The following is a 13853-nucleotide window of genomic DNA, read 5'->3' on the forward strand; positions in this document are numbered from 1 at the left end:
CTGATGACAGGACGCAGATCGAGACTCGGGTCGGTAGCCGCGGCGATGCTGCTGGCCCTGGGCCTGGGCACCGCGATGGTCAGCGGCGGCCTGGGCGCCTCCGCCCGCGCCGCGGACGTCGGGACGACGGCCGCGACGGCCGGCTGCGGCAAGGCCCCGACCCTGGCCAGCGGCACCCACACCATCACCAGCAACGGCAAGAACCGCAGCTTCATCCTGCGGGTGCCCGACGGCTACGACGCCAACCGGCAGTACCGGCTGGTGCTCGGCTTCCACTGGGTCGGCGGCACCGCCACCGACGTCGCCACCGGCCAGACCGTGCAGCGCGACGTGTGGTCCTACTACGGCCTGCAACGGCTGGCGAACAACAGCACCATCTTCGTCGCGCCGCAGGGCCTGAACAACGGCTGGGGCAACGCCGGCGGGGAGGACATCACCTTCGTCGACAACATCCTCAGCCGGGTCGAGGCCGGCCTGTGTGTGGACACCACCCAGCGGTTCGCCCTCGGCTTCAGCTACGGCGGCGCGATGAGCTACGCCGTCGCCTGCGCCCGGCCCACCGTCTTCCGGGCCGTGGCGGTCTACTCCGGCGGGCAGCTCAGCGGGTGCAGCGGCGGCACCCAGCCGATCGCCTACTTCGGCGCGCACGGCATCCGCGACGGCGTCCTGAACATCGCCGGCGGACGCACGCTGCGCGACCGGTTCGTCCGCAACAACGGCTGCACTGCGCAGAACCCGCCCGAGCCGAGCCAAGGCAGCCTGACCCACCGCAGCACCACCTACTCGGGCTGCCGGGCCGGATACCCGGTGGTGTGGGCGGCCTTCGACGAGGGGCACATCGCCGCCCCGCAGGACGGCGCACCCGGTGACAGCGGCACCCGCACCTGGCTGCCGGCCGAGACCTGGCGGTTCTTCACCCAGTTCACGTCCACCACGCCCGCACCCACCACCCCCGGCCCGACGACCCCCGCACCGACCACGCCCGGCCCGACCACGCCCGCGCCGACCACCCCGCCGCCGGCCGGCGGGGGCTGCGCGGTCACCACGACGGTCAACGCGTGGAGCACCGGCCTGACCGAGGACCTCACCGTCACCAACACCGGCAGCACCCCGGTCAACGGCTGGTCGCTGGTCTTCACCCTGCCCGGCGGGCAGAGCATCACCTCCGGATGGAACGCCACCTACACGCCCGCCTCCGGCCAGGTCACCGCCCGCAACGTCAGCTACAACCCGACCATCGCCCCCGGCGCCTCGGTCAGCATCGGCTTCCAGGCCAACCACACCGGCAACGCCGCCGCACCGACGGCGTTCACCCTCAACGGCGTCACCTGCACCAGGTAGCCGACCGGTCGCGGGCGGGTTGTCCCGGCCCGCCCGCGACCTCACCGGTGTCCGGGACGCAGCCGTCTGAGCAGGGACCCCGCACAGGACCGATAGAGGAGTCATGACATGGCAAGACGTTCGTCCATCGTCGGCGCGCTGGCCACCGCGGCGGTACTCGTCGCCGCGCTGGCCGGCGCCGCACTGACCGGTGGCCCCGGTGCCGCGTCCGCCGCCGGGGTCAGCCCACTGGCCGCGACAGCGGGCTGCGGCAAGGCCCCCACCCTGGGTAACGGCACCTACACCATCTCCAGCGGCGGCAAGAACCGCAGCTTCATCCTGAAGCTCCCCGACGGGTACGACCGCAACCGCCAGTACCGGCTGGTGTTCGGATTCCACTGGTGGGGTGGAACCGCCGTCGACGTCGCGACCGGTCAGACGGTGCAGCGCGACGTCTGGGCGTACTACGGCCTGCTGCGGTTGTCGAACAACAGCACGATCTTCGTGGCACCGCAGGGCATCGGCAACGGCTGGGCCAACACCGGCGGTGAGGACGTCACCTTCGTCGACGACATGCTCCGCCGGATCGAGAGCGACCTGTGCATCGACACGACACAACGCTTCTCCGTCGGCTTCAGCTACGGCGGCGGCATGAGCTACGCCCTGGCCTGTGCCCGGCCGAACGTCTTCCGCGCCGTCGCGGTCCAGTCGTCCCCCGGCACGCTCAGCGGATGCAGCGGCGGCACCCAGCCGATCGCCTACCTCGGCGTACACGGTATCGGTGACAACATCGCCAGCGGACGGGCGCTGCGGGACCGCTTCGTCCGCAACAACGGATGCACGGCGGCGAGCCCGCCGGAACCGAGGGCCGGGAGCCTGACCCACACGGTCTACAGCTACTCCGGCTGCCGATCCGGCTACCCGGTGGTGTGGGCGGCGTTCGACGGTGGGCACATCGCCGCGCCGCAGGACGGTGCCGGCGGTGACAGCGGCAGCCGGACCTGGGTCCCGGGCGAGGTGTGGCGGTTCTTCACCCAGTTCGCCGGCACCACCCCGACCACGCCCCCCACCACTCCGCCGACGACGCCACCCACGACGCCGCCGACGAGCCCCGGGCCGGGCGGGTGCACGGCCAGCTACCAGACCGTCGGCCAGTGGCAGGGTGGCTTCCAGGGTGAGGTCACGGTGACCGCCGGCGCCCGCGCTATCACCGGCTGGCGGGTCAGCTGGACGCTCGCCAACGGGCAGAGCATCACCCAACTCTGGGGCGGGCGCAACACCCCCGCCGGCAGCACCCAGAACGTCACCAACGAGGCATGGAACGGCAACCTCGCCGCCAGCGCATCCACCACGTTCGGCTTCACCGCCGGCGGCTCAGCGACGACACCCATCCTCACCTGCACCACGACCTGACAGACCGCAGGCGCAGCCCGACCTCGCCCCGGTCACCCCGGCGAGGTCGGGATGTCGTCCCACCCGTCCCGGCCAACGAAGGAGGTAGCAATGAAGATCAGGAGTCTCGTCCTCGCCGCCGTGCTGGCGGGCACGGGTGGGCTGGTGGCGACCGCCGCCCAGGCCGCCGCGGGCTGTCGGGTCGACTACACGGTCACCAGTTCCTGGCCGGGTGGCTTCGGCGCGGCGGTCACCGTCACCAACCTCGGTGATCCGATCGACGGGTGGCGGTTGTCCTGGTCGTACGCCGCCGGGCAGACGGTCACCCAACTGTGGAACGGCACAGTCAGCCAGTCCGGAGCCCAGGTCACCGTCACCAACGTGAGCTACAACGCGACTATCCCCACCGGCGGGAACGCGGCGTTCGGCTTCAACGGCTCGACGCCCGGCAGCAATCCCGTGCCCACGGCGTTCACCCTGAACGGCACCGTGTGCACCGGTGGGGTGGCCACGCCCACCCCACCGGAGACACCGGCCACGCCCACCCCGACCCCCACCACCCCGTCCCCGACCGCCCCACCGGACGGGTCGGTCGCACGGGAGAAGATCAACCTCAACCGGAGTTGGAGGTTCATCCGTGCGGACGTGTCCGGAGCCCAGAACCCTGACTTCAACGACAGCACCTGGGTGCCGGTGGCGTTGCCGCACGACTTCGACGCCCCCTACGACGTGGGCGGCACGACCAACGGACAGTCCTTCCACGTCGGTGTCGGCTGGTACCGCAGGCACCTGACCGTGCCCACGTCGTGGAGCGGCCGGCGGGTCGAGATCGAATTCGAGGGTTCGTTCTCGGTCACCGACGTGTGGGTCAACGGAACCAGGGCCGGCACCCACCGTGGTGGCTTCACCGGGTTCACCTTCGACCTCACCAACGCGCTGCGCACCGGCGACAACGTGCTGGCCGTACGGGTGGACAACGGTTGGCGGGCGGACCTGGCCCCGCGCACCGGTGACCACCAGTTCAGCGGCGGCATCTACCGGGACGTCTTCCTGAACGTCACGAACAACGTCCACGTCGCCTGGTACGGCACCTTCGTCACCACGCCCGCGCTGACCAACCCGACCTGGGACACGAGCAACGCCGCCTACTACCGCAACATCGACCCGTCGCAGTATCCGAGCGAGACGGACCTGCGCGCGAACCTCGCCGCCCGTCGGTCGAACGTCAGGGTGCAGACCGAGGTACGCAACGACAACGCCTCGCCCATCGACGTCTACGCCCGCCAGGAGGTACGCCGGCAGGGGTCGAACACCGTGCTGGCGACCTTCAGCTCGCCGGTGCGGACCCTCGGCGGGGCGGCCTCGACGACCCTCGACGCGCTCAGCGGCAGCCTGTCGAACACTGCGGGCATGATCCAGGCTCTCGATCTGTGGGCACCGAACAATCCGGCGCTCTACACCGTGACCACCTCGCTCGTCACCGACACCACGGCGGACGGGGTGATCGGCAGCGGCACGATCACCGACACCTACCGCACCACGTTCGGTTTCCGCAGCGCCCAGTGGAAGGTCGACGGCTTCTACCTCAACGGTACGAAGACGCTGCTGTTCGGGGCGAACGACCACCAGGACCACGGTGGATGGAGCAACGCCGTCACCGACTCGGGATTCGACCGCGACGTGCGCTACCTCCGCGAGGCCGGCATGAACTTCGTCCGGGGCTCGCACTACCCGCACGACCCGTCCTTCGCCGACGCCACCGACCGACTCGGTCTCATGCTCTGGTCCGAGAGCACCTTCTGGGCCACCGCGACCGCTGGCCGGGAACCCACCCCCACCGGCCGGTACAGCGACTACCTGGCGGACGGCTACCCGCAGAAGACGACCGACCAGGCCACCTTCGAACAGAGCGCCATGGACGGCCTACGCGACATGATCAGGGTCAACCGCAACCACCCCTCGATCATCAACTGGTCCATGGGCAACGAGGTGTTCTTCACCGCCTCGGGCACCCTGAGCAAGGCCAAGGCCCTGGTAAGCCGGATGCGGGACTACTCCCACCAACTCGACCCGACCCGCAAGGCCGGGATGGGCGGCGTCCAACGCAGCGCGCTCGACCAACTCTCCGTCTGCGACATCGCCGGCTACAACGGGGACGGTGGAAAGATCACCAACACCTGGATGCCGAACGTCGTCTCCGAGTACGGGTCCTACACCTCCGACCGGCCCGGCACCTACGACCCGACGTACGGCGACGTCAAGGACCCGACCGACGGCACCCGGTTCAAGCTCACCACCGGCAGCGCGGGACTGGCCATCTGGGCGGGCTTCGACCACGGCACGATCATGGACGCCAGCTTCGCCCGGATGGGCATGATCGACTTCTACCGGCTACCGAAGAACCAGTGGTACTGGTACCGAGCCAACAAGGCACGCTGGTCGAGCAGCGCCAACCTCGCCGACCCCACACCGGCCGCCCGCGAACAATCCACGAGCGGGACCGCGACCCGGATGACCCTGGAGCCCGGACGGTACGCCCCGACCACGATCACCAACGACGGCACCACGGACACCCAACTCGTGGTGACGATGCGTAACGCCGCAGGCACGTGGGTCAACAACACCCGCGCCGTCACACTGACCGTCACCAGCGGTCCCGGCATCCTGCCCGGCGGCAAGTCGTACACCTTCACCCCGGGAACCCAGACCTTCGACGGCAAGGCGGCCATCGAGTTCCGCTCCTACTATGCCGGCACCACGACCATCACCGCCCGATCCGCCGGGCTACCCGACGCCACCATCACCATCACCACCACCGACACGGTCGGCGCCGGTGGCGAGACCGAACCCGCCAACTTCGGCAACGCGGCCCTCTGGGGCTGAGCCGGCGCCTGCCCCCACACCGCGCGGGGGCAGGCGGCACGCCCGCAGATCACCCGACCGCAGCAACGAGAGACGACCAAGGTCGTGCCAGTCGATGGTGTCGTCTCCCGGTGACGGCCGGGGTTCTGTGGGCAACTGACCGACCTGTCGGTGGGTCCGAGCAGTGCACCCATTCCCACTCATGATCGACGTACCTGTTGGGAGGATTTCCATGCAGCGCACCCGCTACCGGCTCGGCTTGGCGGCCGCGACAGTCGTCGTGGTCACCGGGGCCGGCGGGCTCGTGTCCGCCTCGGCCTCGGCCGCCGCCGGTTGTCAGGTCACCTACACGGTGACCAGCCAGTGGTCCGGAGGATTCGGTGCCGACGTGACGGTCAAGAACCTCGGTGACCCGGTCAACGGCTGGCGGCTGGCCTGGTCCTTCGCCGCCGGGCAGAGCGTCACCCAACTCTGGAACGGCACGGTCAGCCAATCCGGCACCCAGGTGACCGTCGCCGACGCCGGGTGGAACGCCAGCATTCCGACCAGCGGGAACGCCACCTTCGGTTTCAACGGCACCTGGACGACGTCCAACCCGGTCCCCGCGAGTTTCGCCCTGAACGGCACCACCTGCACCGGTACCGTCACGCCGACCACAGGTGGCCCCGTCCCCACCACCACCGCGCCCCCGCCGACGACGTCGCCGCCGACGACGCCACCGTCTCCCACGACTGGCCCGTGGCCGCCGTCGTCGACGTTCACCAATCCGGTGCTGTGGCAGGACTTCGCGGACATCGACATCATCCGGGTCGGCGACGCCTACTACTACTCGGCATCCACCATGCACTACTCGCCCGGCGCGCCGATCCTGCGCTCGTACGACCTGGTGAACTGGGAGTTCGTCGGTCACTCCGTGCCGAACCTGGACTTCGAATCGAACAACTACAACCTGACCGGTGGTCGGGCGTACGTGAAGGGGATCTGGGCGTCGGCGTTCAACTACCGGCCCAGTAACAAGACGTTCTACTGGATCGGGTGCACCGAGTTCAACCGTACCTACGTCTACACCGCCACCAATGTCGAGGGCCCATGGCAGAAGCGGTCCCGGATCAACAACTGCTACTACGACGCCGGTCTGCTGATCGACGACAACGACACCATGTACGTGGCGTACGGCAGCACCAACATCAGCGTCGCCCAACTGTCGGCCGACGGCCTGTCCCAGGCACGCGCCCAGCAGGTGTGGACCTCGCCGTCGAACATCGGCTACATCGAGGGTGCCCGGTTCTACAAGCGCAACGGGTACTACTACATCTGGCTCACGAAACCCGCCAACGGTCAGTACGTGCTGCGTTCACGCAGTCCGTTCGGTCCGTACGAAACGAAGGAGGTGCTGCTGAACCTGCCCGGTCCGATCCAGGGCGAGCCGGGTTCGGTGCCGCACCAGGGCGGGATGGTGCAGACCCAGAACGGTGACTGGTACTACATGGCGTTCATCGACGCCTACCCCGGCGGGCGGATTCCGACCCTTGCCCCGATCACCTGGAACGCGGACTGGCCGGTGCTGCAGACCGTCAACGGGCGGTGGGGTGCGAACTACCCGTACCCGAACGTGCCGCGCCCGCCCCGGCCGGTGAAGCCGATGATCGGCGCGGACACGTTCGCCGGCACCACCCTGGGACCACAGTGGGAGTGGAACCACAACCCCGACAACACCCGCTGGTCGGTCAACAACGGACTGCGGTTGCAGACCGCCACCGTGACCAACGACCTCTACCAGGCACGCAACACGCTGACCCACCGGATCCAGGGACCATCCTCGACCGCGACGATTGAACTGGACCACTCCGCCATGGTCAATGGCGACCGCGCCGGCCTGGCCCTGCTACGGGACTCATCGGCCTGGATCGGGCTGCGCAGGGACAACGGCACCACCAGGGTGGTGATGACCGACGGATTGACGATGAACAGCAGTTGGCAGACCACCGGCACCGGCACCGAACGGGCCAGCGCGCCGATCAGCGGCACACGGATCTGGCTACGCGTCAACGCCGACGTCAGACCCGGCGCCGGACGACAGGCCCGGTTCTCCTACAGCACCGACGGCAACACGTTCACCAGCCTCGGTCCGGCGTTCACCCTCAACCACGCCTGGCAATTCTTCATGGCGTACCGGTTCGCCATGTTCAACTACGCCACCCAGTCGCTGGGTGGCGCGGTCACCATACGGAAGTTCGACCTGACCACACCTTGACCCGGGCGGACCTCCGGCGACGGGAACGGCGGGCCGGCGCAGGCCACCACCCTGCACCGGCCCACCGCATCACGGCGACGAATCAGCGTTGGCCCGCAGGTCACGTGCCCGGGTATCTGACGGTCCTTGATCACGGATAGGGACCAGACGATCTCCGAGTCAAGGGCAGATGGCCGGGCAGCTTTCCACGCTCGGTGCCCAGCTGCCCGGCCCCGGCCGCATGGTCGGCCACTGGTTACGGCAGTGCCTCAGCCTGAGGCGGTGTCGACTCACCGGCCGTGTCGACGGCGTATTCCTCCGCCCACTTGGCGCCCTCGGGCGTGGACGCCACAGCCATATCACTGATGTACCACTGACAGGAGCGATCAATGGCATTCATCAATCAAGTAAGGCGACAACGCAACTGGCCTACGACGATGTGGGTGCTGTTGGCGGCGGTGCTCGCCTCAATGGGTGCAGTAGTGGTCCCGAGCGCGCACCCGGCAGTGGCGTCCACGAGTCAGTTCAGGGGCCTGAACTGGGCTGACAGCCGGGACAATTTCGTCAACGGAGTGGTGTACGTTTCCGGTCTCGGCTCAGCTGACACCTACACCTCGGCATCGACGGTGGCGGACCGGGTCATCGGCCAGATGTACGCCATCACTGGCGCCAATACGGTGCGGATGCCGATCAATGAGCCGACAGTGGCCAGCTACTGGGGAACATACACCGGTGCGATCGACAATGCGCTCAGCAAGGGCAAAGTGATTCTGGCGTACTGGGCGCACAGCGGCGGCCGCCCTTCGAACATGACCGCGTTCCACCAGATGTGGGACACCGTGGTGGCGAGGTACGGCAGCAACACGAACGCTTACTTCGAGGTCATCAACGAGCCGTGGGGCTACAGCGCGACCGACCTGAACAACATGTACTACACCTGGTTGAACCGGTACTTCAACATACCGCGCGGCCGCATTATCCTGGACGGCACCGGATTCGCCACCAACGTTGTCGTAGTCGGCAACGACGCTCGCCTGAACGGCACACTGCTCGGGGTGCACGACTACACGATGAACGTGACTCCTCCCTTCGAAGACGAGACGTCGTGGGCGAACCACATCGCCGGCTACGTCGGGCAGCACGCCAGCCGGACGGTCGCGACCGAGTGGGGCGGGCCGATGCGACGCGGCGTCAAGGACGGCATCGAGTACGACCCGATCGACTACAGCGTCCCGAGCGGGTCCTTCTTCGCCGACTACCTGCGTGGCGTGAGCAGCTACCTACGCAGCGCAGAAATGGGCAGTGTGTTCTGGCCAGGCCTGCGTGACAATGACTGGTACAGCATGACCAGCAAGAGCGGCAGCGGTTCGAACATCAACTTGTCGCTGGTCAACCCGTCCGGCCTGACCCGACTCCGATATGCGTGGGGAGTCGGTGACGGGGGCGGCACGTACGTTCGCGTCCGCAACGCGAGCACGAGCCTGTACATCGATGGCATGGGCAACACCAACAACGGCGCCAACGCGACCGGGTGGGGCGACAGCAGCAGCACGAACCAGCAGTGGGTAATCGAGAACAGCGGTACCTATGTGCGCATCAGGAATCGGACAACCAGTCTCTACCTGGACGGCATGGGACGCACCGCCAACGGTGCCGCGGTCGGCCAGTACGCCAGCAGCACCAGCGCCAACCAGCAGTGGACCGTGCTCACTGCCGCCAACAACGTCCGGATCAAAAACCGGGCCACCGGCATGTACATCGACGGCGTGGGCAACAGCACCAACGGTGCCGTCCTCGCTCAGTACGGCGACACCGGCAGCCTTAACCAACAATGGACGATTACCGCTGTCGGATGAACGCCGACGCTGTCTACCAACGACTGTTAGGACATCGTGGGTGCGAGATCGCAGCCACCGGCGGCGCAGCGGGGACTGCGTAGATCCACGCAGTCCCTTGGAGGGAGCCGATGTCCCTGGCCTGGAGGTTCTCGTCCTACGTGGAACCGGAGCGCTGCTGCTTGCATGCGACGGGACCTCGACCCTGCCGGGGACATCCCCGGCCTGGTCCGCCAGATCAGCGCTGGACGTGGCTGCCTGAACCAGCGACATGCCGCATGGGTGTCGAGTCCCTCGCTCGTACGGGCGGAATCGGGTGTCAGGTCGGTACACCGCTGGCGCGGGCGATGAGTGTGTCGAAGGCACGGTCGGGAAGGAGGCTCCTCGCGGCGATGAGGGGGCGAGCACCGAAGCCGACGGCGTAGCGGGTGCGGGGCCGCTTGGCGGTAACGGCCCTGCCGATCGCGTCGGCGATGACCTGAGGAGGTGAGTTGCGTCGGGCGTTAGCTTCCGAGCTGAGGCTGCTGGCCACCGCCGTGGCCTGCGCGGTGTATGCGCCGCTGCCGGAGGTCTTCTTGAGATGGTCGGCGGCGATTGCGCCCCACTCGGTCTGGATACCGCCGGGCTCGATGACCACGACGTCGATCCCGAACTGTTTGACCTCAAGCCGGAGACAGTCGGAGAGGGCCTCGAGGGCGAACTTAGTTCCGTGGTACCAGCCGCCGAGCGGGGTGTGGATCTTTCCCCCCATCGAGGTGATGTTGACGATGGTGCCACTGCGTCGCGCCCTCATGGAGGGCAGGGCGAGTTGCGTCAGACGCATGGCACCGAAGACATTGACCTCGAACTGACGGCGGGCCTCGTCGAGCGACACGTCCTCGATCGCGCCGTACGAGCCGTACCCTGCGTTGTTGACCAGAACGTCAAGCTGCCCCGTCTCTTCGATGATCCTCGCAATCCCGCTGGTCATGGACGCGTCATCGGTCACGTCCATCGTCAGCGGACGTACTCCGCGGACAGCTAGCGGTCGCAGGCGATCGGCGCGACGGGCGGCACCATACACGGTGTAGCCGAGTTCCTGCAGTAGCAGTGTGGTGGCCTCGCCGATGCCGGACGATGCTCCGGTGACGAGCGCGGTCTTGTTGGTCATCCCAGCCCTCCATCCGATAAAGTGAACCTCGGTTCACGGCTATCATGAACCATGGTTCAGCTTAACGCAAGCGCACGCTCGCCCCGTCCCCGCTCGGAGACCGACCGTGACCAACACCAGACCCCCACGCGCCGACGCCATCCGTAACCGCACGAAGATCCTCGACGCCGCCCGCAACCAGATCACCCTGCACGGGCCGAACGTCGGCATGACCGAGATCGCCGCCGCAGCCGGCGTGGCCGTCGGGACCCTCTACCGACACTTCCCAAACAAGGCGGACCTAGTCGCGGCAGTCATCGCCGAGTACACCGCCCACGTCGCCGACGACGCCGAAGCCGCCCACCGACGGGCCGCCGCCGGCTCACCCGCCCTATGCGAAATCACCACATTCCTCGGCAACGTAGTCGAGGCATCCGCAACCAACCACGGCGTCAAGGCCGCCGCCCACGCCCTCGGGGCATACCCCACCGACACCACCGCCGAACAGCGCGCCAGCACCGCCCTGGCCAAGCTCATCGAACACGGAAAGGCCGAAGGTCAGATTCATCCCGACATCACCGTCGACGACATCTACCTCCTGGTCGCCACCGCCCCCACCGACCAGCCGCCAGCCGTCCGCACCCGCTGGCTCGCCCTCGTCCTCACCGGCCTCACCACGCAACCCCGCGCCGCCGTCGCCTGAGGGGCAGGCCGTCACCACGGTGAAAGCGTTTTTCCACACATGGGCACTGGCGGTCGCGTACTGCCGCATGAACCGCACCATGCGGCAATCGGCCCGCTGTTCGGGCATCGCGCCCTGCCACCCATGGGGTAACCGACACCATAGGCCCCTGCTCACCCCGAGGCGCAACGCCGACTCGCCCGCCCCGCCGAGCCGTAGCCGCCTACCGAGGGGCCCGTCGCCGGGCGGTCTGGCGGCGGCCGGAGTCAGGTGACGGCGATGACGAGGGCGGTGTTGTGTCCGCCGAAGCCCAAGGAGTTGGAGACCGCGGCAGTGCCCTGGTTCTTCCGGGGCAAGTCAACGACGACGTCCAGGTCGACGGCGGGCTCCACCGCCTGCACGTTGGCGGTGGGTGGTATGAGGCCGTGCCGCAGGGCGAGAACGGTGTACACGGCCTCGATGGCACCAGCGGCACCGAGGGGATGGCCGGTCACCCCCTTGGTCGAGGTGATGACCGTGTCCCCACCGAATACCCGCCGCACGGCGGCTGCCTCGGTCACGTCGTTAAGCGGAGTGGACGTGCCGTGCGCGTTCACGTGGCCGATGTCGTCGCTACCCAGTCCGGCCTCGGCCTGGGCGGTGCGCACGGCACGCTCGACGCCGGCACCGTCGGGCGCAGGGGTGGTCGCTTGGTAGGCGTCGGTGGACGCACCGTAGCCGAGCAGGTGGGTTCGTGGCCGGACACCCCGGCCGCGGGCGTGTTGTTCGGTCTCGAGCACCACGACGCCCGCGCCTTCCGCCATCACGAAGCCGTCGCGCTCGACGTCGAACGGGCGGGAGGCACCGGCCGGGTCGTGCCTGCGGGTGGACATTGCCTTCATCCGGGCGAACGCGGCGGCGAAGTACGGGGTGACGGCGGCATCGGTGCCGCCGGAGCACCGACCGCGCGGAAACCACCGCGCCGCGACCCCTGAACGGGGCGTCACGCTGCCGACGATAGGCGGCCCGAAACCAATGCCCGCGACACCATGTGGGCCGCAAAAAGCGGCAGCTACTTGCAGCCAAAAAGCTGGCACCGCACCTGGAGGAAACGCTCGGATATGCGCGACCCGGACGTGCGGCACCGTGCCGCGACCGACGAGGCACGATCAACGGGTAGGGCGGTGCCGCCGGTCCACGCGGGGTCAGAGCCGGTGAGCAGCGAGGATTCTCGCGAGAAGGACGTCGTGTTCCTGGAAGACCGGGGTCGCTGCGCCAGCGCACGTGGGGGACTGCTCACCTTCGCGCGGCCTGGGCCGGGGTGCAGCCGGCGGGTGATGCCGAGCTTCGGAGGCGACGTCGTCATCCATCGCGACGATCTCGGCACCGTAGGTCGACGCGACGACTGCGGCGATCTGCTTTCCCGCGGGGTCGATGTCACCGGCGTACCGCAGACGCACGCCGTGCGCGACAGCGAGTTGAAAAAACACATGATCGATCGCGCGCAACTGGCCGCTGGTACAAGCGATCGGTTGCCGCACCCCGGCAATGAAAGCGACCTCCATGACCGACGGGTTCTCCACGACCGTCAGGGTTTGCGGCGCGAGAATGGGCGGATGATGTACAAGGTCGAGCAGGGTGAGCGCCACGGGCGCTGGTGAATCACGCAGCCGTCGGTCGATCGGCCCGTCGCCGACAGCCTCGACGTTGAAGAGCAGGACGGTCGCGTACAACCGGTCCGCAATGACACCGACGGTGGCCAGCAGCGCGCGTACCAGATCCGGCCGACTCGGCTCGCTTTGGCCGGTGCGTTCGGCGACGGCGGCCACGAGGCGGATCCCGTTGAGGGTGGTCAGGTCGAAATAGTGCGGGTCGCCGGTGATGTCGTGGGCGAGCTTCGCCAAAGGCACCGGTGGCCGGGCCGGAAGGCGTCGCAGCGCTGCGGCGAGCGCCGCGATGCTGTGCCGGACCTCGGTATCGTCCTCGCCGACGCCGCTCACCCGCATCCGGGCGACGAGCTGCGGTACGTCGGGAAGCTCCTCGGTCGCGTACTGCCACAGCCGCGCACGACGGTCCGCCGCGGCCAACGCAGCGGCACTACGGTCGATGACCGGTTCCCCCACCGCCTTCTCGACCAGTGCGACGAGCGCTTCTCGATCGATGCCGAGCACGGCGAGGAGCTCTCGCAGCGGGACCGTGGCGGTATCGCCGGACACGGTGACGGCGGATGTGCCGCGGCGCCGACGAACGGAGGTGTCGAGCCAGGTCCGCAGTTGCGCGATGCCGGCCGTGCTCAGCGTCGGGACCCGAACCGTGTTGATCGCCTCGGGACGGGCACCGGCGCACAGACGTCCATGGACGGCGCGCCACAGAGGACGCAGGTCGACGTCCTCCGCCAGGTAGGTGAGGTCAGCCGGCATC

9 protein-coding genes are annotated in these 13853 nt (G+C 68.3%); 6 read left to right on the forward strand and 3 right to left on the reverse strand.

The genetic code is table 11. The annotated features are described in order from the left end of the window. The first annotated feature begins 3 nt into the window (after positions 1-3). The 5 genes from FJK98_RS12480 (at position 4) to FJK98_RS12500 (ending at position 9663) form a co-directional block, all read left to right on the forward strand. Complete coding sequence (locus FJK98_RS12480) at positions 4-1341, forward strand: cellulose binding domain-containing protein (protein WP_145919168.1); 1338 nt, start codon at positions 4-6, stop codon at positions 1339-1341. A gap of 108 nt (positions 1342-1449) precedes the next feature. Further along, positions 1450-2733 (forward strand): cellulose binding domain-containing protein, encoded by a 1284-nt coding sequence (locus FJK98_RS12485; protein WP_145919169.1) that lies wholly within the window; start codon positions 1450-1452, stop codon positions 2731-2733. A 90-nt stretch (positions 2734-2823) separates the two neighbouring features. Continuing rightward, a complete protein-coding gene (locus FJK98_RS34645; RefSeq protein WP_145919170.1) occupies positions 2824-5595 on the forward strand; it encodes a cellulose binding domain-containing protein in 2772 nt (923 codons plus the stop codon). 211 nt (positions 5596-5806) lie between these two features. Beyond that, positions 5807-7828 carry a family 43 glycosylhydrolase gene (locus FJK98_RS12495; RefSeq protein ID WP_145919171.1) on the forward strand — a complete coding sequence of 674 codons (2022 nt, stop codon included), beginning with the start codon at positions 5807-5809 and terminating at the stop codon, positions 7826-7828. Between the two features lie 368 nt (positions 7829-8196). Continuing rightward, entirely contained in the window at positions 8197-9663 is a 1467-nt protein-coding gene (locus tag FJK98_RS12500; RefSeq protein ID WP_240762791.1) for an RICIN domain-containing protein, read from the forward strand. 298 nt (positions 9664-9961) lie between these two features. Here FJK98_RS12500 and FJK98_RS12505 read toward each other — a convergent pair whose 3' ends face one another. Beyond that, complete coding sequence (locus FJK98_RS12505; protein WP_145919172.1) at positions 9962-10792, reverse strand: oxidoreductase; 831 nt, start codon at positions 10790-10792, stop codon at positions 9962-9964. A 106-nt stretch (positions 10793-10898) separates the two neighbouring features. Between FJK98_RS12505 and FJK98_RS12510 the strand changes: the two genes are divergently transcribed. Then, entirely contained in the window at positions 10899-11474 is a 576-nt protein-coding gene (locus FJK98_RS12510; RefSeq protein ID WP_145919173.1) for a TetR/AcrR family transcriptional regulator, read from the forward strand. Positions 11475-11719: 245 nt separating this feature from the next. Here the strand turns inward: FJK98_RS12510 and FJK98_RS12515 are convergent, their stop codons facing one another. Beyond that, positions 11720-12439, reverse strand: a complete 720-nt coding sequence (locus FJK98_RS12515; protein ID WP_205789427.1) for a beta-ketoacyl synthase — start codon at positions 12437-12439, stop codon at positions 11720-11722. A 198-nt stretch (positions 12440-12637) separates the two neighbouring features. Next, entirely contained in the window at positions 12638-13852 is a 1215-nt protein-coding gene (locus tag FJK98_RS12520; RefSeq protein WP_145919174.1) for a TIGR02679 domain-containing protein, read from the reverse strand. Between the last annotated feature and the right edge of the window lies 1 nt (position 13853).

It is taken from the genome of Micromonospora sp. HM134, from assembly GCF_007833915.1.
GTDB lineage: Bacteria > Actinomycetota > Actinomycetes > Mycobacteriales > Micromonosporaceae > Micromonospora > Micromonospora wenchangensis.

Bases quoted from the DNA above. Each gene is read 5' to 3' on its own strand.
- FJK98_RS12480 (WP_145919168.1), top strand. From the start codon at position 4: ATGACAGGACGCAGATCGAGACTCGGGTCGGTAGCCGCGGCGATGCTG.
- FJK98_RS12485 (WP_145919169.1), top strand. From the start codon at position 1,450: ATGGCAAGACGTTCGTCCATCGTCGGCGCGCTGGCCACCGCGGCGGTA.
- FJK98_RS34645 (WP_145919170.1), top strand. From the start codon at position 2,824: ATGAAGATCAGGAGTCTCGTCCTCGCCGCCGTGCTGGCGGGCACGGGT.
- FJK98_RS12495 (WP_145919171.1), top strand. From the start codon at position 5,807: ATGCAGCGCACCCGCTACCGGCTCGGCTTGGCGGCCGCGACAGTCGTC.
- FJK98_RS12500 (WP_240762791.1), top strand. From the start codon at position 8,197: ATGGCATTCATCAATCAAGTAAGGCGACAACGCAACTGGCCTACGACG.
- FJK98_RS12505 (WP_145919172.1), bottom strand. From the start codon at position 10,792: ATGACCAACAAGACCGCGCTCGTCACCGGAGCATCGTCCGGCATCGGC.
- FJK98_RS12520 (WP_145919174.1), bottom strand. From the start codon at position 13,852: ATGCCGGCTGACCTCACCTACCTGGCGGAGGACGTCGACCTGCGTCCT.